This window comes from Xanthomonas sp. NCPPB 1325, from assembly GCF_041477645.2.
Lineage (GTDB): Bacteria > Pseudomonadota > Gammaproteobacteria > Xanthomonadales > Xanthomonadaceae > Xanthomonas > Xanthomonas cannabis.
On the sequence record NZ_CM192985.1, the window covers coordinates 3,513,098 to 3,535,831 of the forward strand.

The following is a 22,734-nucleotide window of genomic DNA, read 5'->3' on the forward strand; positions in this document are numbered from 1 at the left end:
CTCATTCGGACCCACCTGCCAGGCCTACCCAACATCGTTATTCGGAGAGAGAGCCCATGAAGTACACGTCAAGCAAGCTGCGTGACGCCGTTGTACTTGCCCTTGTCGTCGGAAGTGCGTATTCCCCCGCATCTTTTGCCCAGGATGCCTCCGCCAACGCAACAACGAACCTGGATAAGATCGAGGTCACTGGCTCACGCATCAAGCGTGCCGACTTAGAGACGTCGAGTCCGGTATTCGTGATTGATCGCCAGACTATCCAAAGCTCCGGCGCGGCAACAGTTGGCGAGTTTCTTCAGCGCACCCCTGCGATTGCGGGCGCGGCCACTAACCCGCAAGTGAACAATGGAGGCGGCGCCGGCGCAGCTACAGTCGATCTACGCGGCCTGGGCGTCAACCGTTCGCTCGTTCTTGTTGACGGTCGGCGATGGATTGGAACAGTTAGCAATGCTAACGGAGCGGTTGACATCAACTCTATTCCGTTGGGTCTAATTGAGCGCGTTGAAGTACTCAAAGACGGCGCATCGGCGATCTACGGGTCAGATGCTATCGGTGGTGTGGTCAACTTCATTCTTCGCAAGAACTTTGATGGAGTCGAAGCAAGCGCCTATTACGGAACTTCATCGCGAGGTGACGCCGAGACGGAGCGTTACGATGCTGTCTTCGGTATGACAAGTGACCGCGGCAGCTTGATGCTTGGTGCCAGCTACGACAAGGCCAATGAGGTACGTGCAGCTGATCGCGTCTACTCCAGCCAGCCCTATCAACTTTATGCCGGCGAAAAAGGCATCGGTGGTACGAGCCGCATCTTGACGGGGCGGTACGTGGTGCCGCGCACCAACGCCGCAGGCGTCAATCTGACGGATCCGAATTGCGGCACAGGCGCAAATGTCACGCTTACCCGAATCGAAGGACGACCTGGATCGGCCCCTTCAGACTTCCGCTGTTTCGATCCTCAGACTGACGTGTACAACTATCAGGCGGACGGAAATCTGACGCTGACCCCGCAGGAGCGGACCAGTCTTTTCATGAACGGCACATACAAGCTCAGCGACAATGTTGAAGCTTTTGTGCTCGGTTCTTGGCTGCGCACTGAATCCTCATTTGCGCTCGCTCCACTGCCTTTTGACGGCAGGCCGGCCGTCGACAATGTACAAATCAGCGCCGATAGCATCTATAACCCTTTTGGGGTCGACATCACTGACGCGCGCCTGCGCCTCCGAGATTTTATCCCGACGCGCACTACGCGGTTCGTGACCGAAACGTATCAAATCACGGGCGGCCTGCGGGGTGCATTTGGCGACAGCAGTTGGAGTTGGGACGCATCTTACGGATACGGCCGTTCTCCGCAGTCGTCTTCCGTGAAGGGCTACTTATTCAGTCCCGGCCTTGCGTCGGCACTCGGGCCTTCCATGATCGACCCTGCAACTGGGAACCCCATCTGTGTGCGGACACCTGGCAATCCGGCTACCGCGATCAATGGCTGCTTACCTGTCAATTTCCTCGGCCCAGCACCGGATGCAACCACCGCTACTGGTCAAGCGCAGCTGACAGCGCTCAGCCTGATCAATCCGACAATCACCAACACCAATGAAAATACGCTTAAAGTTTTCAATGCCAATGCGACTGGCGACCTGTTCGAGATTCCGGCAGGAACGGTCTCACTGGCCGTTGGCGTTGAACGACGCGAAGAGTCGGCAAGCTCGACAAGCGATTTCTTGACAATCATTCCACCGGGCGAAACGGTCTGCCTGACCACCCAGGAAGCCTGTACGTTTGGCGATATCTCCGGGAAGTTCGATGTCAACGAAATTTATGCTGAAGCCCTGATTCCGCTGCTAGCCGATGTACCTCTTGCGGAAAAGCTTAATCTCACGGTTGGCACGCGCTATTCGGATTACTCGAATTTCGGTGGCACGACCAATTCAAAGATCGGCCTGGAATGGAAGCCGTTTTCGGACCTACTGATCCGCGGCACTTATGCAGACGTCTTCAGGGCACCTACGATTGGCGACCTGTTCTCGCCGACAGCACCCAGTGCAAACAGTTACGTCGACCCGTGTAACGGTTACTCCGGACAAGCAACCGCTGACCCGCGGGCTTGTTCAGGCGTTGCTCCAGACGGCTCTTTCCGTCAAAGCAACAATCAGGTCACTTCGTTCCAGGTTTCCAATCCTAATCTCCAGCCGGAAGAGGGCGACGTATTTACTTACGGCTTCGTCTATAGTCCTAGTTGGCTCGAAGGATTTAGCGTTACTGCGGACTATTGGCGCGTTAGCCTTGATCAGTTCATCACCAATCTTCCAGAGACGGTGATGTTGAATCAGTGCTATCAGTTCGGACGCTACTGCGACACCTTTATTCGCGACGAGGCGGGTGACGTTGCTCAGATGACGAATGTGATCGGCAACTTCGGCGAATTGCGGACAAGCGGCGTTGACCTTGGTTTCCGTTACGCTACCCAGGAAGCTGCGTGGGGCAAGCTGTCCTGGAATCTCGATACGACTTACATCCGCCAGTATGATGTTCGCCTTCTTTCAGGGGACCCGACTAGCGATGTCGGCGCGTTTCCGGGCATCCCTGAAAGCAAGGGCCTTGCCGGCACATTTGTAGACTCTGCGTCGTCGGGCTTTGGTAACATTGCACGCTGGCGTGCACTCAACGATCTGACGTGGACCCTCGGCAATCTCAACGTAAGCTTGACTACGCGATATGTCCATCACGTCAATGAGGCACCTGATGTCGCTGAAGTTGGAACCGAAGGCTACGTAGCTAAGCGCCAAGTTCCGTCATATACTCAGACCGATTTCCAGCTTGGATATCGAATCGAGTCGCTAAACAACAGCACGATCCAAATTGGCGTACGGAACTTGGCAGATCGCCAACCCCCACTGGTTTATTCGGGCTTTAATGCCTCCACTGACTTGCGGACCTATGATGCCATCGGCAGGTACTACTGGATGCGTTGGACTGCAAGATTCTGATCTGAAAAAAGGAGACGAAGGTGCCGCATTTGCGGCACCTTCGTCTCAAGATCAGCTTCAGTACTTCGTCAGAACCTACGACCAAAGCCTGCCCGCGCAGCTTTGCAGCAAGCTTGTAAACTCGTTCGATGCGCTTGAAGAATTCCAGGAAAGAAACGGCCGAGGCGTGCGCGCCGGCTTAGAAGCGAGCGCATGGACAGAGTTGGACATTTCCAAACTGTCCGACAACGCATTTCTTGGCTTCTTCCGCTCCCGCATTAGCCAAGAACTCAAACGCTACAATGCTGACGTGAATTTGGACATCGCAGTCCCGGATAGCTCGCTTCTCAGCCCATTGATTCTCAAGCGATATCGTTCAGGTAATGACGAGCGGTTTCAGACGCACTTCGACTCGGTAAACGGCGTATGCGACCGATATCTTGTCTTTCTGTGGTATCTCAATGACGTCTCTGAAGGCGGAGAAACCTGGTTTCCCGGACTGAATTATGGAGTCGAACCGCGAGCAGGGAGACTTCTGATGTTCCCGCCTTACTGGATGTATGCCCACCAAGGGCGCCCCCCGCTAAGCGGAGACAAATATATTCTTTCGACTTATTTACGCTTCCCCCAGCGCTAACGCACTATACCCATAGCGTTGACGCCAAGGGGCTAGTAGATCCAGTGTTCGCTGAGAGAAGTGATGCCGATAGTTTTGCCAGCGCCCGATTGCTTGGTTGTGAATTGGCTCGATCACCTGCGAATAACTCGGAGTATTGATCCGCGTGACTCTTGACTTGGCCAGCTCATGAAAGTTAGTCATTGCCCCATCCCACTCACAGTTCAGAAAAGCCAGTAATGGCACGATGTGCGCAGCCATGTCACGAACAAGATCCTCATAGCGCAACACGTGGACTTGAGCATCAGTCAAGATCTTATGGCGTTCCCAGTAAGACATCACTTTGACATACGTTTCCGCAGCTGACTCCAGGGTGGCGAACGACAATGCGCCTCCCCGCATGCCAAACGCTTGCATATAGCAACTCAACACGCAGTCGTGGGGATCTCGCAGAAGAAGGAGATACTTGGCACGCGGAAAGAGACGAGCAATGTACGGGACCCTCGTCAAATTTAGTGGATACTTATCTACGATAGCGTGCTGTAGCGACACATATCGCGATGCGACCGCGTAGTAAGCACTTCGCGCCCGTTTGAGCTGGGATTCGGCTAGTCTATCTAATGATGCATCAAGCTGCATGTGGCCACCTGTTCCCAAGCAAGCGATCGCATCCTCCAGTGCCGGGCGCTCATCTAGTACCGCCAAGCTCGGGTGCGAATCCAATATTCGCTCCAATAATGTGGTACCTGATCGCGGAAAACCGATCAGAAATGTAGGATCCTTGAAGCAATCTAACTTTGACGAACTTCTCCAGCTTGAAGGAGCTGGAGAAACCAGTGACTCACTTAACCATCCCAGCGCACTATCAACAGTTTGATCCGGAAAACGCTGACGGTACGCAGTAACGGCACGCGAATGCGCCCGACCTAACGCACTTATCGCCTCATCGAAGCAGCAGCTCGCGTCCGCATTTTTGGCTCGCTCAAATTCCAGCAAGGCTCCAATCGCTCCATCTCCAGCGACTTCAACGCCCGCGACCAGACACCTCTCCGCATCCGCATAATTCTTGCGGCGCCTCAGCATTCGCCCCATCGCAAGTGCCTTGGCTGGCGAAATCTCGCTACTGGCCACAAAATCATGCTGCAAATAGCTGTCGGCTTCGTCAAGCCGATTAAGTCTCTCCAATACAAGAACCAGTTGTATCCGCAACTCTATCGTTGCTGGCGTGTCGTCCACCAAGTCTTGGTACAACCGTATTGCACGCCACTCGTCACCACAGTTTGCAAGCAACCAAGCAAACGCTTCACGCTGGTCGCGCGACATTTCCTCTTCGTCAAGTGGCGCGATGCAAGCTTCAATTTCGTCAAATCGCTCCAGTTCCATCAAGCACTGCGCATATGCCAGGGAAACATCGCACGCTCTGGGCTCCTGCTCCCACGCAATTTTCAAACTATTCTCCGCTGCGTCATATCGCTGCAGGTAAAGCAGGGCCAGGCCCCTACCTAGGTGGCAAGCGACTTCACGGCCGGCGCCCCGGCTTATCGCCTCGTCGAACGCATCTAATGACCCGTTAAAATCCGCTAGCTCGATCAGTAAGTTTCCGAGATTTATCAAGTGCGCAAATTCACCGATCTGGAGTCTGGCTAAGTGCCAATACGCGTGGCACGCGTCATGCAGCAAGCCGCTACCACGCAAATGTTCGGCAAATTGCGACCAGGCGGAGACATTGAGATAGTCCTGGACTGCACCAGCTCGAATCCAAGCCTGCACTTTCTCGGAGTGCTCAGGTAACCGCATTAACTTTCCAAATGATCTCACGCGTATGGAGCCTTCATTACCGTCAGAATGACGCCCCTGCGAAGTTAGCGTGTGATGCACACCTACTACAAGCCTCATCCAAAGAGTTAGCACGTCCGTGGCAGCACTGCCCTGACAGGCAGTCAGGACCAAAAACAGCTACGCCCCCGATCTGGGGGCGTAGCAGCACTCACATCTTAGCTCTAATTATCAGAAACGCTGGGTGTAACGCATGTACAGGAAGCGCCCGATGTCGAACCCGCCGAAGTAAGAAACGTTGGAGCTCGGTTGGCTGTACAGGGTCGGACCAACACGGTCGAACACGTTGTTGGCACCCGCCGCGATCGTGGCGTTCCACGGCGCATTCCAGCGGACCTGAACGTCGTTGAAGACGGTCGCACCACGCTCATTGGTCGGATTACCAACCGAGACGCCCTGATTGTTTGGGGCACGGTAGTTGGGATCGCTGCACTCTTCAGGGAACAGGGACGCACTCAAGCAGCTCTCCTTAAGACCGGAGAAGTAGCGCACCGTCCAGCTTGCGCCGAAATCGCCCTTGTCCCAGTTGAAGGCGACATTGGAACGGACGCGGAAGTGGGTACCCGTGGTGGTCCCTGCCCAGCCCACGCCAGTGAACGGGTTCGGATTGGTGACGGAATTACGCGTGGTCACCAACTCATCGCGGCTGGTGTAGGTGGTCGTCCACTTGACGCCGAAGGTGCCGGCAGTGTCAGTAGCCAGGCGATAACCCAGATCTAGATCGTAACCCTCAACTTCACGGTAACCCGCGTTGATTGAGGTCCGGTTCAAAGTGTTGACGATGCCGGTGACGGGATCGCGGGTGAAGGCACTGCAGCGCTCAGCGATACCGTTGATGTAGCAGTCGTTTAGGATCAGATTGGCAGTGTCGCCGATGATGGTGTTCTCGACACGGATTTGCCACCAGTCAAGCGAGACGTTCAGGCCATTAACGAAACCCGGACTCCAGACAAAACCCAGTGTCTTGGAGGTCGAGGTTTCCGGAGTCAGCTGGTCATTGGAACCTGACAGGAAGGCCAGAGGCGTTTGCGACGAGGCTGCGGTGGTCGGCACGAAACCTTGTGCCTGCTGACGGAAGGTCGCTGCATTGACGGGCAATGCGGCGGCGCAGCGGGCGCGGACAGCGGCGCTGGTGCGGGAAGCACCGAACTGGACGTCGCAAGGATCGGTGTACGAATCGAAGCTCTGCGAACCGCCACCGTAAAGGTCGGAGATGGTCGGCGCACGGAATCCCTCGGCCCAGGTACCGCGGACCAGCAACGACTGGAGCGGCTTCCACTTGAAGCCGAACTTGCTGTTCACGGTGTCGCCGAACGTATTGTAATCAGAGTAACGGGATGCCAGGCTCAGGCTCAGCTCCTGTGCGAACGGCAGATCAGCCAGGATCGGCACGTTGAGCTCGGCGTACACCTCCTCAACCTTGTAGCTGCCGCCGGTGGGGAAGTTGGCCAGACCAGAGGTATTGCCCGACTGGGCCAGCGCGTCCGGGCTGAACTCGCCTTCTTCCTTACGCTGCTCAGCACCCACGGCAAAGCCGAGATCGCCAGCAGGCAGGGTGAACAAGCTACCCGACAAGTTGGCCGAGATGACCTTGGTCTTGGTGTCAGCAGTTGCGTGCGTGGTGGGGATCAGGAAGTCCTGCAGGGCTTGATTGCCCGTCAGTGCGCCCGGACCGGACAGACCGGCGGCAATGAACGGATTGAACGGAACACACTGCGCCAATGCAATCGGGGCGGCCGCGGAACCGCACTGCGCGATGCCGGATGCATTGATGAAGGACGGACCAACAGCGGCGCGCAACGAGGTCAGGTTGAGATCACCGTAACCGCTTTGCACCAGCTTATTGTTGTTGTAGAGGTAACCCACATCCCAATCGAAGATGCGGTCGCCGACGTTGAACGAACCGTCGAATGCGCCCGAGAAGCGATAGGTGGTCAGCTCGGCACGCGTGGTGCGCGGCACTTCGGTCGTACGACGCCACCAGTTTGGGATTTCACGATTGAGCGGATTGAACGCGCTATCCACCGACATCGGCGAACCGAACGCGAGAGCCTGGTACGGGTAACCCGCAATCTGCCGCTCGGAATCGCGATTGCTGTACAGCACGTTGGTACGGAAACGGACGTTGTCCGTCAGATCGTAAGAGCCATCCACGAACAGCGAACGGCGCTCTTGCGGAGTACGCAGATCGGTCCAGCGGTTAGTGTTGGTCTTGTCCTGGGTAACGTTCTGATCGGTGTTCTGAGCGCGGTAGTCGGCCGGATTGTCCGGATTGCCGCCGTCGCGCACCAGGACACGTACTTCGCGGTTCGGATTGGTTGCGGTGGCAGCCGGGTAACGGACATTGGGAAGCGCGTCAGCCGGGCGGCTGACGAAGCCGCCGAACTCACCGACCGCGGTCCAACCGAAGTCCGGATGATTAGACGAACGCGGGAATTCCGAGTACGGACGATCAGAAGCAGCAACCTTGTTTTCCTTGGCATACTCGATACCAACGGTCAGCGTTCCACGTTCGCCGGTGACACCCATTACAAAGTCGGCATTGGTTGTCTCGCCATCGCCCTGCGAGTACTGACCGTAGTAAACGCTGCCCGTCGCGCCATCGAAATTGGTGCGGGTGATGATGTTGATGACACCAGCGATCGCGTCGGAGCCGTAGATCGACGAAGCGCCATCCTTCAGAACCTCAATGCGATCGATCGAGGAGACAGGAACGGTGGAGATATCCTGTAGACCGTCAGTCGTGATGCCCAGACGCTTGCCGTTGACCAGGACGAGCGTACGCGCTGCACCCAGGTCACGCAGGCTAATGTAAGTACCACCGACCGCTTCGCCGGAGGACAGCGGCGACGCGCGACTGATTGGCGGCGTGCCGACTGCGCTGATGTTCTGCAGGATGTCGGCGACCGATGAAAAGCCCTGCTTTTCGATGTCAGCGCGGCTGACGGTGAGAATCGGCTGAGCGGTTTCAGTATCCACTTGGCGGATACGCGAGCCGGTCACTTCGATGCGATCAAGATTCGTCGCGCCCGAGTCCTGGGCGATAGCGATCGAAGGCAGTGCCGAGGCAGAAGCACCAACCGCGATGGCGAACGAAATCGCGTCGCGAAGCTTGCTGGTCTTGTAAATCATTGAGCTCTCTCTCCAAGATCTTGGTAGTGGCGTGATGAACAACCGTTCGAGGGATCGAAAAGCGAGCCCAAAACGAAGGTGTAGCCGATAGTAGCTATCAAGTTGGAAAAATTAAAGATGCGTTAACAGAAAATTGTCTTACCGTGAAATTTCACGCCAAATGCAAGACCTGGATACTTTTAGAGACCACTTAAGATGCAGCAAGGGCGGCCGTTAACGATGTTGTCCTACGCACCAAGTGGCGGGCTAAGGCAATTTCGGCCTGCTACCGTACAAGGCGTAACCGCAGAGCGCGCCTAGGGCGCATCGCAGAATTCACCCCGGAATCAACGTCTGAATCACATGCTCGACGTAGGATTCGAATTCTTCGCGTGCCTGTTTGGGTTGTTGCAGCTGCAGCGATAGTTGCAGGAAGCCGACGTAGGCGGCGTAGGCAAGGCGGGCGCGGTGTTGGGCGTCGGTGCGGGACAGGCCTGCCTGGCGGAACGAGGCGATCAGATAATCGAGGCGGCGTTGCGAGACGCGGTCGATGACCGGGCGCACGGCCGGGTGATCGAGCGCCTTGAGCAGTTCGCTATAGATGACATGCGGTTTAACTTCGTGCGCGACCAATTGAAACAACGCGCGCAAGCGGGCGCTGGGGTCGGGTACGTCTTCCAGGCTACCGAACACTTCCTTTTGTTCGAAGATCTCCCAGCGCTCCAGGGCGGCTTGCAGCAGGGCGTCCCGCGAGGGGAAATGCCAATAGAAGCTGCCTTTGGTGACGCCGAGACGGCGTGCCAACGGCTCCACCGCAACTGCGCCCACGCCTTGTTCGGCGATCAGGTCCAGCGCGGCCTGCGCCCAATCGTCCGCGCTGAGGCGGTTGCCGCGACCGGAACTGGCGCGGGGCGTGGTGGGGCTGGCGTCGGTAATGTCGTTCATGGCGCGATTTAACCATACGCCTGAGTCAGTTGCAGTATGCATCACAAAAACGCCACACAATCGCCACGATTCAACGGCTTAACCGTCCATACCAAGGAGTATTGACAGGGAACAGGCGGCATCCATACCATTAGGTATGGTCACCGTCCCCGCTACGCTTGCACACCCTGCGCCCGTGTCGCCTGTCAGCGTTGCCGACGCAGCGCTGGCGGTGTCCGTGCAAGGCGCCGAATACCGGCAGACGGTATTGCTCGCGCATGGGTTCGGACAGACCCGGCATGCATGGGAGGCGACCGCAGCAGCGCTGGCGCACGCTGGCTACCGTGCGCTGTCGTACGACGCACGCGGGCATGGCGATTCGAGCTTCAATGACGCTGCCCTGCCCTACTCCGCCACCCAGTTCACCGACGACCTGATCGTGTTGGCGGGTGAGCAACCCGAACCGCCGGTATTGGTGGCTGCCTCCATGGGCGGTCTGTTCGGCCTGCTTGCGGAGGCACGCTGGCCGGGCCTGTTCCGGGCGATCGTGTTGGTGGATATCACCCCGCGCTGGGACACCACCGGCGTGGAGCGCATTCTGCGCTTCATGACCGCGCATCCGGACGGGTTTGCCTCGCTCGATTCCGCTGCCGATGCCATCGCCACCTACCTGCCGCATCGCCCGCGCAAGACGGCAAGCCAGCTGCAGGGCCTGCTGCGCCAACGCGACGATGGCCGTTGGCAGTGGCACTGGGACCCGCGCCTGGTCGACGAACTGGCGGGGCAGGATCCACAGCTGCAGCAACCGGCCTTGCTGGAAGCCGCCGCACAGGTGCGGTGCCCGATGCTGCTGATCAGCGGCGGACGCAGCGATCTGGTGACGCCGGCCAACATCACCGAATTCTTGTCGATTGCGCCGCACGCGCAGCATGTGCAACTGGCCGATGCCACACACATGCTGGCCGGCGACGACAACGCCACGTTTACCGCCACCGTGTTGCATTATCTGGACGCACTGCCCTCGGTTGGCACCATTGCAGCGTCCAACATCACCGAGCATGTCACTGGAGCAAGACCATGAGCATCGTTGCACCGTTCCTCCTCGTCATCCTGGCGGCGGGTATCGCTGCCTATCACCGCATGCGCCTTGCCACCTGGGTTGCGATCAGCGCCTGCGTGCTGGTGGGGTGCTGGTTGCTGGGTGCCAATCTCACCGCGACCATCGTCGCCGCCGCCCTGGTGGTACTAGTGGCCGCTCCGGTGCTGTTGCCCTTCCTGCGCAAGCCGCTGCTGACCACGCCGTTGATGGCGTTCTTCCGCAAGGTGCTGCCGCCGCTGTCGCAGACCGAACGCATCGCGCTGGAAACCGGCTCGGTGGGTTTCGAAGGCGAGCTGTTCACCGGTGATCCGGATTGGCAGAAGCTGCTCAACTATCCCAAGCCGCAGCTCACCGCCGAAGAGCAGGCCTTCCTGGATGGCCCGGTGGAAGAGCTGTGCAAGATGGTCAACGACTGGGAGATCACCCACGTCCACGCCGACCTGCCGCCGGAGCTGTGGGACTTCATCAAGAAGAACAAGTTCTTCGGCATGATCATCCCCAAGCAATACGGTGGCCTGGGCTTCAGTGCGCTGGCGCACCACAAGGTGATCCAGAAGCTGTCCTCGATCTCCAGCGTGGTGAGTTCCACCGTCGGCGTGCCCAACTCGCTCGGGCCGGGCGAGCTGCTGCTGCATTACGGCACGCCGGAGCAGAAGGACTATTACCTTCCGCGCCTTGCGGTCGGTGCGGAAGTGCCGTGCTTCGGCCTGACCGGCCCGTTCGCCGGTTCCGATGCCACCTCGATTCCGGACTACGGCATCGTGTGCAAGGGCGAGTGGAATGGCGCCAACGTGCTCGGCGTCAAGCTCACCTTCGACAAGCGCTACATCACCCTGGCGCCGGTCGCTTCGCTGATCGGTCTGGCGTTCCGTGCCTATGATCCGGAAGGCCTGATCGGCGACAAGAAGGACATCGGCATCACGCTGGCATTGCTGCCGCGCGAAACGCCCGGGGTGGAAATCGGCCGTCGCCACTTCCCGCTCAACTCGCCATTCCAGAACGGCCCGATCCACGGCGAAGAAGTGTTCATTCCGCTCAGCCAGTTGATTGGCGGCGTGGAGATGGTCGGCAAGGGCTGGAACATGCTCAACGAGTGCCTGGCGGTGGGCCGTTCGATCACCCTGCCCTCTACCGCCAGCGGCGGCAGCAAGGCGGCGGCCGTGGTCACCGGTGCGTATGCGCGCATCCGCAAGCAGTTCGGCCTGTCGGTCGGCCGTTTCGAGGGCGTGGAAGAGGCGCTGGCGCGTATTGGCGGCAAGGCGTACGCGATCAGTGCGTTGTCGCAGGCGACCGCCGCGGCAGTGGATCGCGGCGATGTGCCGTCGGTGCCGTCGGCGATCGCCAAGTATCACTGCACCACCATGGGCCGCGAAGTGGTCAGCGACATGATGGACGTGATCGGCGGCAAGGGCATCATCCTGGGGCCGCGCAACTTCGCTGGCCGTGCCTGGCAGGCTGCGCCGATCGGCGTGACCGTGGAAGGCGCCAACATCATGACCCGTAGCCTGCTGATCTTCGGCCAGGGTGCGATCCTGTGCCATCCGTGGGTGATGAAGGAAATGCAGGCGGCGCAGGATCCGGACACGCGTCGTGGTCTGGAGGCCTTCGACCAGAGCCTGTTTGGCCACATCCGCTTCGGTATTTCCAATGCAGTGCGTTCGTTCTGGTTTGGCATCACCGGTGCGCGCATCGGCGCGGCGCCGGGCGATGCCTACACCCGCCGCTTCTTCCGCAAGCTGGACCGTTACTCGGCCAATCTGGCATTGATGGCCGACGTGTCGATGCTGATGCTGGGCGGCAAGTTGAAGTTCAAGGAGTCCTTGTCCGGCCGCCTGGGCGATGTACTGAGCCACATCTACCTGACCAGTGCGATGCTCAAGCGCTATCACGACGAGGGCGCGCCGGCCACCGACCAGCCGCTGCTGGCCTGGGCCTTCCACGACAGCGTGCACAAGATCGAAACCGCCTTGTCTGCGGCGCTGCGTAACTTCCCGATCCGCCCGGTGGGCTGGTTGATGTGGGTGTTGATCTTCCCGCTGGGCCGTCGTGCCGAGGCGCCGGGTGACCGTCTGGGCCACCGCGTCGCCTCGATCCTGATGGCGCCGAACGAGGCGCGCGACCGTCTGGCGCAGGGCGTGTTCCTGACCCCGTGCGCCAACAACCCGGGCGGCCGCATCGCCAGCTACCTGACCAAGGCAGTGATGGCCGAGCCGGTGGAGCGCAAGTTCCTCAAGGCGCTCAAGACCAAGGGTATCGAGGCGCTGGACTTCACCGCGCAGCTCGACGAAGCAGTGGCCGAGGGGGTGATCACCCTGGAAGAGCGCAAGTTGCTGGAAGAATTGCGCGAGATCATGATGGACACGATCACCGTCGACGACTTTGATCCGCATGAGTTGCGTGCGGCCAGCTTCTACGACAAGCCGCAGATGCAGCAGCCGCGCGAAGCGGCATAACAGCACGGCCAGGTGATGCGGACAACGGCGGGCTTCTGGCCCGCCGTTGTCGTTTGTAGGGCGGCGCGCTACGCGCCGGCTGCAGCCGTGGGCCGCAAGTGGTCAGGTGTCTGGCCATTCGAAACACAGAGGCGGGCTTGCCCCACGATGAGGCAGTGTTGCTATACGCCTAAGCGAGGCCGCTGGTAGCACGCTGTCCCGGTCAGACCCGCTCCTACGGGAGACGACCCGCCGCCGAAAATGCCAGTGTGGGAGATCGCTGGTCATGCCTGATCGCGGTCAGGCTCGCGCCTGCACGAGGCGACTGGCTCCCGAACATGCCTCAGTACGGCAGCCACACCAGGCATAGTGCGATCAACGCAGGCAGGGCCTGCACGAAAAAAATGCGGCGATTGACGCTGTAGGCACCATAGCAACCCGCCACGATCACGCAGCCCAGGAAGAAGCTCAGCACATCGGTGCGTGCCGCCAGTGCGCCCCAGAGCAGACCGGCGGCCAGAAAGCCGTTGTAGAGCCCCTGGTTGGCCGCCAGTACGCGTGTGGCCCGGGCATTCTCCAACGTGTTGCGGAAGGTCTTCAGGCCCAGTGGGTGCGTCCACAGCGCCATCTCCAGCACCAGGATGTAGACATGCAGCAAGCCGACAAGGACACCGGCAACGATCGCGAGCAGGGACATGGCGAAGATCTGATGGACGTGCGGCAAGCATAGCCGCGATGGCGTTGCGGCTGTCTGGCAAGACGCCAGATGCCTGGTGACCGGATGGCGTCACCAGCTCGGCAAACCCGCGCGTAATGACCAGGTTGCCTGGGCCATCGATCGATGGCCGTGGGCGCAGGCCTGCAGCCGCTAAGAAGCGGCGCGGGCGGCACTCCGAGCTAGCCCCCGAAGCATGATCGGCGCCCGCGCGTTGTCAGTCGTTTGCCCCCGGCAGCACGGCCTGGGGGTCAAGGCATGGAGACGGCAGGCGGCACGTCGAGCCCCATCAACCGCACAGCCTCAGCGCCCTGTCGACGGCACCCTGACCGGAGCCGACAGATGCAACGGCACTCACCTGCACGACCCGATATTGGTCAGCCCGGCGATGCCGCCACGCGCTCACCCGCCCCGCCATCGCGCTCTGCCGGCAGCTTGCGTGCCTCACGCAGCAGCCCGAACGCGCCCAGCGTCATGCCGGCGGCGGCCAGCAGGCCGACGACGAAGACGGCGCTCGAGCCCAGGGCCGATACCAGCTTGTGGATCCAGACAAAGCTCAGGTCGCCGCCGCGGTAGACCACAGTATCGATTGCCGCGCCGGCCTTGTAGCGCCATTCGCGATGCACGCGCGTGTAGAGCGTTTCACGCGCAGGCTTGGCCAACGCAAACTCGCTGGAGCGGGTGATCACCTGCACGATCGCGATCATCATCGGCAGCGGCGACGCGGCGAGCACCGCATAGCCCAGGGTGATGGCGACTCCGGGAATCAGCAGCGCCGGCGCAATGCCGAAGCGCGACAGCAGCGCGCGGGTTACCAGTAATTGCAGCACCAGCGTAAGTGCATTGACGGCCAGGTCGATGCCGGCGTAATACGCGGTGCTCGCTGCCGCATCCGTGTACAGGCGCCGCACCAGCGCAGCCTGCTCGTTGTACAGCAAGGTACCGACGCCCACGCCGAACAAGGTCATCAGCGCCAGCCAGCGCAGCAGCGGTTCGCGTACGATCAACTTGAGCCCGCCAAAGACATCGCCGCCCATCGGCACTTCGCCGGAATCGAGCCGAAGCTCCTGTTCGCGCGCCACCGCCCACAGCCGCAGGCGCAGCACGCAGACCACGCAGACCGACAGGAAGCCGGCCGACACCAGCATGAGATGCGCGATGCCGATGCGCTCGACCAGGGTGCGGGTCAGGATCGGCCCGAGAAACGCACCCAGCGTGCCGGCCGCGCCGATGTAACCGTAGTAGCTGCGCGCCTCGGCATTGCTGAAGACATCGGCCATGAAGCTCCAGAACACCGCCACCGCAAACAGGTTGAACACGGTCACCCAGAGGAAAAACGCCATGCCGCGCCCGGGCACGTCACTGTTGAACAGCACGTAGAACAGCAACAGGGTGGCGATGAAGAAGCCGTACACCGTCGGCAGGAACACCCGACGCGGGAACCGGCTGACCAACGCGCCGTAGATTGGCTGCAGCAACAACATGATCAGGAAGGTGCAGGTGAACAACACCTGCAGGGCCAGATCCTTGAGCGGCATGCCGTGCGCGGCGAAGAAAGCAATCATGCCGGCGGGGAAGATCGCCTGCAGGTCCGCCGAGGCGCCCATCGCCTCGCGCACCGGGCGCAGCACGTAATACCCGCTGAGCAGGCAGAAGAAATACAGGAACGACCACGCCAGCGGCGGCGAGTTGCGCAGCGCTGCGCCCAGACGGCCAACCGCAGAGCGCGGCGCAGACGGAGCGGTCATGGTGTCAGCGCCTGCGCGAACGAACCCGACAGCAAGACCATGGTGGCGGTGGTACCCGACTAGAAGTAGCGCGCACGTTAGCCGATGCCGCGCTGCACCACCAGCGGCGCTGGCCGTCCGCGGCCATGCCCGTGGATGACTCGTGCGGCACGTGGCTTGCAACCTTCAACTCAGCGGCCACGCCGATCGCCAACGCTCTGCGATCGGCTCGATTTCTGAACCCAAATCGTCAATAGGATCAATATGATGCCCATTCATCTTCCGGCAGTTTGTGCTATTGCGAAGCGCGGCGCTAGAATCGCCGGAGGCAGTGGATCAGGCGGGAAAACCATGACAGTAATGCGCAGGCACCGACGGTTCCGTCCGTTGGCCATCGGGCTGCTCGGGGCGTTGTTGCCTCTGGCCCTTTCTTCTACGGCACAGACGCCTGCGCCCACCGCCTCGACCCTGCAGCCGGCAACCGTGGTGCAGTCGCCCACTGCCCCGCTCCCGTATCGCGCTTCGCTGCCCGCCAGCAAGGTGTTGGCGCCGGCCGCCGGCTTCGATGTGGCGGCCTTCGAATCGATGGCCGACCAGCTGACCTACGGCAATCGCTTGCCAGGTATGGCCATGGCCATCGTGCAGGGCGGCAAGGTGCTCAGCGCGCGCGGTTACGGCGTCACCGACGTCAATCATCCGCAGCCGGTCGATGCGCACACCGTGTTCCGTCTTGCCTCCCTGTCCAAGGCCTTTGCCGGCACCATGACCGGCCTGCTGGTCAACGACGGCGTGTTGCGCTGGGACAGCAAGGTGGTCGACTACGTGCCCGGCTTCCAGCTCAGCGACAACCTCGCGACCCGTCAGCTGACGGTGGCCGAAGTGCTCAGCCATCGCGTCGGCCTGACCCGCAATGCCTACGACCGCGATATCGAATCCAACGTCGATTACTACTCGCTCAGCCACAAGCTGGCGACCGCACCGCTGCGCTGCGCGCCGGGCGATTGCTACGCCTATCAGAACGTGGCCTTCAGCCTGGTCGGCGATGTGGTGTTCGCCGCCTCGGGCAGCTTCTACGAGCAATCGGTGGAGCGGCGCATCTTCAAGCCGCTGGGCATGAACGATGCCAGCATGGGCCTGGCCGGCATCCAGGCCAGCCCGCGCTGGGCGCGGCCGCATGTGCGCAGCCGCAACGGCTGGGTATCGCTGACGCCCAAGCCCACCTACTACCGGCTGGCGCCTGCCGCCGGTGTCAACGCCAGCGCCAGCGACATGGCGCAGTGGCTGCTCGCGCACACCGGCCATCGCACCGACGTGCTGCCGGCGCCCCTGCTGGCCACCTTGCACGCACCGCTGATCTCCACGCCGGGCGAAATGCGCTCGGGCTGGCGTCACGAGCGCGTGGATGCAGCCAGCTATGCGCTGGGCTGGCGTGTGTTCGACTACGCGGGCCATCAGGTGGTGTTCCATGCCGGTGCGGTGCAGGGCTATCGCGGACTGGTGGCGCTGTTGCCCGAGCGCGACCTCGGCATCGCCATCATGTGGAACGGCGAAAGCGGCCTGCCCTCAGGCATGCTGCCCACCATCCTCGATCGCGCGCTCGGCCTGCCGGCCAAGCGTTGGCTGGATATCGATGTGGACGGCGATTTCGGCAGCGAGAACATGCTGGCCGAAAAGCCCGACCCGGCCGGCAAGGGCACCTCGTCCGGCAAGTCGGTGGCATCGCCGCGCTGAGCCGCCTGCCGCGCCGGCACTGCATCCCTGCAGCGGCAGCGCGCTGCAGGCTCAGACACAGGCGGCTTCGGCCGCCTGCGTTGTTTCTGACTGTTGCCGCGCTACGCCTGGTTGCACGCTGAGCCCGAGGGCGCCTTGGGAAGTCTGGCCGATGTCGATCTGCATGGTCGGGATCGCGGGCGTGGACTCCCCTTCGAACGTTGACCGCCGCGCCGTCGTTCTGCTCCGGGCAGTCCATTGCACACGCAAGCGTTCCGCGCGATGGATGTTGCGGGACCGCTGTGCTGCCGTCGAGAACGATGCGCTGGGTCCGTCCACATGTCGGATCGGACGTGCGTGCTCAGTTGAATCCAAGAACCTCGACGCTGGCCACGCTGGGCCTTTGCTTGCTGCTTCGCGCGCACCGGCCGTCGTGCGCACAGAGTGTCGCGAGAGAGCACTTGGCAGCCGCAAACGACGAACCCTGCCCGCCTGCCGCTCCGGCTTGCGTGCCGGCTAAGACCGAGGGACTTACGCTGGCAGATGTCGTGACTGCTGGAAGAGCCATGGCTGCACGGCGCTGCAAAGCCTCCCTGCCGGCGCAAACCAACGCAAGGCTCGCGCGCACCACGCCTGCCCTGCCCTGCACCACCACCGCATGACCGACCGTCGTGCCGACTACGGTCACTGCGCGATCACGGCCTCGCGCCCGGCCCGGACGGCCGTGCAATAAAAAAGCTCCCTCCCCGCTGGGCGTCGGGGAGAGAGCTCGATGTTTACGGCGATCGGGTGTTGCAGATCAGATCAGCGGTGCCGGGGTGGCGGGCAGCGCGACCGGAGCGGCCTTCTTCTTGCGAGCGGCCGGCTTCTTCTTGGCGACCTTCTTCACTGCAGGCTTCTTGGTAGCGGATTTCTTGGTGGCGGACTTCTTGGTCGCCTTCTTCGCTACGGCCTTTTTCGCAGCCTTCTTGGCGGTCTTTTTGACGGCCTTCTTGGCGGCAGTCTTCTTGGTCGCCTTCTTTGCGGTCTTCTTCACTGCCTTCTTGGCGGCAGTCTTCTTGGTTGCCTTCTTGGCAGTCTTCTTCACTGCCTTCTTGGCGGTTGCCTTCTTCGCAGTCTTCTTGACGGCCTTCTTGGCGGCGGTCTTCTTCACTGCCTTCTTGGCGGTTGCCTTCTTCGCGACCTTCTTGGTCGCCTTCTTGGCGGCGGTCTTCTTCACTGCCTTCTTGGCGGTGGGTTTCTTTTTCGCAGCTTTTTTAATGGCCATGTAATTGGCTCCTCGTCAGTGAACTATGGAGATGAAACGCCCAGTTGAACCAAACCCCGCGCCGGCATGCCGTCGTCGGGAACCGTCCGCAGATGATGCGTGACGGGACGGATACAGAAACACCCGCATCGAACGGCGACACGGGTGCGTGATCGAAACGACAACTGCTTTTCTGGAGAGAAGCGGACCCGACTCCACCAGTGATCGTGCTTCGGTGGACGTCTTGAACAAGCGTGTCGGCTTGATGTCGATTCTGCTCACTCTCTTTCGCAGCAATGTCTGCTGGGCGAAACCTAATCACGCTTTTTTTTACTGTCAACACTCTTTTGCATTTTTTTTTCAGTTCGCCATCGCCATGCCTGGCATCGACGTCCGGCAAGCGCACCACGCGCGCGGCACGGCGCAACGCCAACGCGCGCACCGCTGCGTCGCTGCCATCAAAAAAGCACTTCTTTTCTGCTGTTTTTCTAAATCGCTGCAACGACGCGTGTCGTGCGCCGCCCCGATGCCACGACAGTGCACTGCACGTCGTGGCAGTGTTCGCCGCCTGTCCGCCAGCTGAAAATTTTTTGCCCGGCGACTCCACTTCCGGTGTCGCGCACGCCCAAATGCGCAAACTTATTGCGTCGTTTGATCGCCGCATGCGTGTCGTTGCACGTTGGTCGCCACATGCAGCGCGCGCTGGTTCGCTTGGTCGACGCGCGTTGCCACGGGCAACTTTTCACCAGGCGCACGCCAGATCCTCACGGGTGACTCACGTCAGAAATCCGACGCGCGTGTTCGCCGGTGTTCGCATCGGATTGCCGCGCCATGGATGCCGCCATCCGACGTGGTCGCGTTGCCGTCGGCGCTTGATGCACATGGCCGATCGAGCACACGCACAGGCGACTATCCAAGCGCCCACCCGGTCATGCTCGCGCATCGGCATTTCCCGCATCGCGCAAAAAAATGGCCGCTCCAGGAGCGGCCATCGGAGTGCAGCAGGCGAGATCGCCTCAGTGATCGTCGTCTTCGAGCAGCTCGGCATAGTCGTCGGGCGACAACAGTTCGTTGAGCTGGTCCTTGTCGTCGAGTTCGACGACGAAGATCCAGCCTTCGCCGTAGGCGTCTTCGTTGATGGTTTCCGGCTTGTCGCCCAGCGCGCTGTTGACCTCGACCACGGTCCCGCTGACCGGGCTGTAGACATCGGACGCCGCCTTGACCGACTCGACGACCGCGGCGCCGTTGCCGGCCTGCACGGTGTCGCCGACGCCCGGCAGTTCGACGTAGACCAGATCGCCCAGCAAGCCCTGTGCGTGATCGGAGATACCGACGGTCACGCGGCCGTTGCTCTCGACGCGGGCCCACTCGTGGGATTTGAGGAACTTGAGGTCGCCAGGAATCTCGCTCATGGGTGTGCTCCGGGAAAGTTGGGTCAGGGAATGGGGTCGGGACAGGTGGTTAGTTTAGACCGCGCGACAAGACAGGTGCACGCGCGGCGGTATGGCTGGGTTGCATGCGATTGCATGATGCCGGCCAGCGACGGCCGACATCGTCGGGCTCACTCGCCCAGGACGCCGGGCTGCGCCTGGCCGTCGCGCACGAACGGAAACTTCACTGCGCGCAACGGCACCTGCTTGCCACGGATGTCCACGCGTAGCTGGTCGATGCTGCCGGCCGGCACGCGTGCAAAGGCAATTGCCTTGCCCAGCGTCGGCGAGAACGTGCCCGACAGGATTTCGCCCTGACCGGCAGCGGTGAGCACGGTCTGGCCGTGCCGCAGCACGCCTTTCTCATCCATCACCACGCCGATCATCTGGCGCGGCGCACCTTGCGCCTTCTGCGATTCGAGCACGGCACGGCCGATGAAGTCGCGCCCTTCGTCGAGCGTGATCGTCCAGGCCAGTGCGGCCTCATACGGAGTGACCGCGTCGTCCATGTCCTGGCCATACAGGTTCATGCCAGCCTCCAGCCGCAGGGTGTCACGTGCTCCTAGGCCGGCCGGCTTGACGCCCTGCGCGAGCAGCGCATTCCAGAACGTCACTGCAGCATCCTGCGGCAGCACGATCTCGAAACCGTCTTCGCCGGTGTATCCGGTGCGTGCCAGGAACAGTTCGATGCCATCGCGCGATCGGGTCTGCAATGCGGCAAAACGGCTGAGCTTGCTCGCCGCGGCGGTGTCGGCAGGATCGAGCAGGTCGATGACCTTGGCGCGGGCGTTGGGGCCTTGCACCGCGATCATCGCGAAGTCGCCGCGCTCTTCCACGCGCACTTCGAAGCGGGCCGCCTGCTCGCCGATCCACTGCAGGTCCTTCTCGCGGGTGGCGGCGTTGACCACCAGGCGGAAGAAGTCTTCGCGCATGTAATAGACGATGAGGTCGTCGATCACTCCGCCCTGCGGATTGAGCATGCAGGTGTACAGCGCCTTGCCGGCGACCTTGAGCTTGTCCACCGAGTTGGCCAGCAGGTAGCGCAGGAACTCACGCACGCGTGCACCGTGCAGGTCGACCACGGTCATGTGGCTGACATCGAACATGCCGGCGTCGCGACGCACCTGATGGTGCTCGTCCAGCTGCGAGCCGTAATGGATCGGCATGTCCCAACCGCCGAAATCGACCATCTTGGCGCCGAGCGCACGATGGGTGTCGTTGAGGATGGTCTTCTGGGTCATGAGCGCCGGTCCAAGGGAAAGACGCTCATTATCGCTGCCCGGCCGCACTTGCGGGCAAGCCGTGCATACGCACAGCCGGAATCCAGGGCGCGCACGCCTGACACTGCCACCCCGCACTGCAGCATCCGGAGCAGCACGCGACATCTGCACACGCATCAGCCGGCCGCTTCCACCAGCAAGGTCATGCCATCCACGCCGACGATACGCACCGGTGCGCCGGCCGGCAGCTCCGGACCGCTGACCACCCAGAACGCGTCGTCGACCTTGGCGCGACCGCGGCCATCGTGGATGGGCTGATCGAGCAGCACGCGACGGCCGATCAATTGCTCGGCGCGCCGGTTGAGCAAGGGCCGATCGCTCTGCCGCCCCTTGCCGCGAAACCAGCTGCGATAGACCTGCACCGACACGAAGCTGAGCAACACGAACGCCACGATCTGCACCAGCAGCGACATGCCCGGCATTGCGAGCACCAGCAGGCACACTGCTGCCGCGGCGATGCCCATCCACAACAGGAATGCACCCGGCACCAAGGTCTCGGCGGCGATCAACAGCAGCGCAAGCACCGCCCATACCACCACATCCCAACGCATGGCTCAGACTCCCGCGCGCGGCGGCATCGGCGGCACGCGTACGCCGGGGGTATCGGGCTTGGCCAGCGCTTCCTTCGCCAGGTCGGCGATGCCGGCGATCGAGCCGATGATGCCGCTGGATTCCATCGGCATCAGCACGAACTTCTGGTTGGGTGCGGTGGCCAGCGCCTTGAACGCCTCCACATATTTTTGTGCAACAAAGTAATTGATCGCCTGCACGCTACCGTTGGCGATCGCATCGGACACCACCTGGGTGGCGCGGGCTTCGGCCTCGGCCAGCCGCTCGCGTGCTTCGGCATCGCGGAAGGCGGCTTCCTTGCGGCCTTCGGCTTCGAGCACGGCGGCCTGCTTCTCGCCGTCGGCGCGCAGGATTTCCGACTGCCGCGAGCCTTCGGCTTCGAGAATCTGCGCACGCTTTTCGCGCTCGGCCTTCATCTGCCGCGCCATCGAATCGATCAGGTCGCGCGGCGGCTGGATATCGCGGATCTCGATACGAGTGACCTTGATGCCCCAAGGATTGGTGGCATGGTCGACGACGCTCAACAACTGGGCATTGATGGTTTCGCGCTGGCTCAGCGATTCGTCCAGGTCCATCGAACCGATGACGGTACGGATATTGGTCTGCACCAGCGCGATCGTGGCGATTTCCAGGTTGGAGACCTCATAGGCGGCCTTGGCCGCATCCAGGACCTGGAAGAACACCACCCCGTCCACGCGCACCACGGCGTTGTCCTTGGTGATGACGTCCTGGCTGGGCACATCCAGCACCTGTTCCATCATGTTGATCTTGCGGCCCACGCCGTAGACCACCGGCACCAGGAAGTGCAGCCCGGGACTCATGGTGTGGGTGTAGCGGCCGAAGCGCTCCACCGTCCACTGGAATCCCTGCGGCACCATGCGCACGGTCTTGAACAACACGATGACGCCGGCAACCAGAACGGCGATGGCCAGAAACGAAGTTGGAAACATGTGCAGCCCCTTTGCAGTGACGAGTCGGTCCTGCGCGAAGTATGCACCCGCTGCACACGCCACACTGGCGGCAACGGACAAGGCTACGCGGCGCCACGTCGGCCGGCGTGCGCGACCAGCGCCTA

At 61.3% G+C, this 22,734-nt stretch carries 16 protein-coding genes; 6 read left to right on the plus strand and 10 right to left on the minus strand.

Translation table 11 applies throughout. The features are described 5' to 3' along the window. The first annotated feature begins 56 nt into the window (after positions 1 to 56). Entirely contained in the window at positions 57 to 2,984 is a 2,928-nt protein-coding gene (locus ACCQ10_RS15080) for a TonB-dependent receptor domain-containing protein (RefSeq protein WP_372361132.1), read from the plus strand. Next, the gene (locus ACCQ10_RS15085) at positions 2,938 to 3,600 is read left to right on the plus strand and encodes a 2OG-Fe(II) oxygenase (protein ID WP_372361133.1); all 663 of its coding nucleotides are present in this window, start codon (positions 2,938 to 2,940) and stop codon (positions 3,598 to 3,600) included. The genes ACCQ10_RS15080 and ACCQ10_RS15085 overlap by 47 nt, the downstream gene beginning before the upstream one ends. Here the strand turns inward: ACCQ10_RS15085 and ACCQ10_RS15090 are convergent. From ACCQ10_RS15090 to ACCQ10_RS15100, 3 genes are all read right to left on the minus strand, one after another. Continuing rightward, positions 3,580 to 5,376 (minus strand): tetratricopeptide repeat-containing sulfotransferase family protein, encoded by a 1,797-nt coding sequence (locus ACCQ10_RS15090; protein ID WP_372361134.1) that lies wholly within the window; start codon positions 5,374 to 5,376, stop codon positions 3,580 to 3,582. The two genes, ACCQ10_RS15085 and ACCQ10_RS15090, sit on opposite strands and share 21 nt — an antisense overlap. Before the next feature lie 210 nt (positions 5,377 to 5,586). After that, positions 5,587 to 8,547 (minus strand): TonB-dependent receptor domain-containing protein, encoded by a 2,961-nt coding sequence (locus ACCQ10_RS15095; RefSeq protein WP_372361135.1) that lies wholly within the window; start codon positions 8,545 to 8,547, stop codon positions 5,587 to 5,589. Between the two features lie 315 nt (positions 8,548 to 8,862). Next, on the minus strand, positions 8,863 to 9,471 hold the full coding sequence (locus ACCQ10_RS15100) for a TetR/AcrR family transcriptional regulator (RefSeq protein ID WP_039413419.1): 609 nt from the start codon (positions 9,469 to 9,471) through the stop codon (positions 8,863 to 8,865). Between the two features lie 136 nt (positions 9,472 to 9,607). Between ACCQ10_RS15100 and ACCQ10_RS15105 the strand changes: the two genes are divergently transcribed. Then, on the plus strand, positions 9,608 to 10,531 hold the full coding sequence (locus tag ACCQ10_RS15105) for an alpha/beta fold hydrolase (RefSeq protein WP_372361136.1): 924 nt from the start codon (positions 9,608 to 9,610) through the stop codon (positions 10,529 to 10,531). Continuing rightward, entirely contained in the window at positions 10,528 to 13,002 is a 2,475-nt protein-coding gene (locus tag ACCQ10_RS15110; RefSeq protein ID WP_039565375.1) for an acyl-CoA dehydrogenase, read from the plus strand. The genes ACCQ10_RS15105 and ACCQ10_RS15110 overlap by 4 nt, the downstream gene beginning before the upstream one ends. Positions 13,003 to 13,324: 322 nt before the next feature. On the opposite strand, the gene ACCQ10_RS15115 is transcribed toward ACCQ10_RS15110, so the two are convergent. Both ACCQ10_RS15115 and ACCQ10_RS15120 read right to left on the minus strand, forming a co-directional pair. Then, on the minus strand, positions 13,325 to 13,678 hold the full coding sequence (locus ACCQ10_RS15115) for a DUF1304 domain-containing protein (RefSeq protein WP_372361137.1): 354 nt from the start codon (positions 13,676 to 13,678) through the stop codon (positions 13,325 to 13,327). A 395-nt stretch (positions 13,679 to 14,073) separates the two neighbouring features. Then, the gene (locus ACCQ10_RS15120) at positions 14,074 to 15,444 is read right to left on the minus strand and encodes an NTP/NDP exchange transporter (RefSeq protein ID WP_372361138.1); all 1,371 of its coding nucleotides are present in this window, start codon (positions 15,442 to 15,444) and stop codon (positions 14,074 to 14,076) included. Between the two features lie 330 nt (positions 15,445 to 15,774). Here ACCQ10_RS15120 and ACCQ10_RS15125 point away from each other — a divergent pair, with 330 nt between their 5' ends. After that, the gene (locus ACCQ10_RS15125; protein WP_506191961.1) at positions 15,775 to 17,154 is read left to right on the plus strand and encodes a serine hydrolase domain-containing protein; all 1,380 of its coding nucleotides are present in this window, start codon (positions 15,775 to 15,777) and stop codon (positions 17,152 to 17,154) included. Positions 17,155 to 17,932: 778 nt separating this feature from the next. On the opposite strand, the gene ACCQ10_RS15130 is transcribed toward ACCQ10_RS15125, so the two are convergent. Further along, a complete protein-coding gene (locus ACCQ10_RS15130) occupies positions 17,933 to 18,400 on the minus strand; it encodes a hypothetical protein (RefSeq protein ID WP_039408902.1) in 468 nt (155 codons plus the stop codon). A 223-nt stretch (positions 18,401 to 18,623) separates the two neighbouring features. On the opposite strand from ACCQ10_RS15130, the gene ACCQ10_RS15135 reads away from it, so the two are divergent. Then, positions 18,624 to 18,962 carry a hypothetical protein gene (locus ACCQ10_RS15135; protein WP_372361139.1) on the plus strand — a complete coding sequence of 113 codons (339 nt, stop codon included), beginning with the start codon at positions 18,624 to 18,626 and terminating at the stop codon, positions 18,960 to 18,962. Between the two features lie 433 nt (positions 18,963 to 19,395). Here the strand turns inward: ACCQ10_RS15135 and gcvH are convergent, their stop codons facing one another. The 4 genes from gcvH to ACCQ10_RS15155 form a co-directional block, all read right to left on the minus strand. Continuing rightward, on the minus strand, positions 19,396 to 19,791 hold the full coding sequence (gene gcvH, locus ACCQ10_RS15140) for a glycine cleavage system protein GcvH (protein ID WP_104579830.1): 396 nt from the start codon (positions 19,789 to 19,791) through the stop codon (positions 19,396 to 19,398). Positions 19,792 to 19,940: 149 nt separating this feature from the next. Then, positions 19,941 to 21,050: a glycine cleavage system aminomethyltransferase GcvT gene (gene gcvT, locus ACCQ10_RS15145; RefSeq protein ID WP_228333976.1), complete on the minus strand. Its 1,110-nt coding sequence runs from the start codon at positions 21,048 to 21,050 to the stop codon at positions 19,941 to 19,943. Positions 21,051 to 21,205: 155 nt separating this feature from the next. Then, complete coding sequence (locus ACCQ10_RS15150) at positions 21,206 to 21,640, minus strand: NfeD family protein (protein WP_039408890.1); 435 nt, start codon at positions 21,638 to 21,640, stop codon at positions 21,206 to 21,208. Between the two features lie 3 nt (positions 21,641 to 21,643). Beyond that, complete coding sequence (locus ACCQ10_RS15155; protein WP_372361140.1) at positions 21,644 to 22,609, minus strand: SPFH domain-containing protein; 966 nt, start codon at positions 22,607 to 22,609, stop codon at positions 21,644 to 21,646. Positions 22,610 to 22,734: the final 125 nt, after the last annotated feature.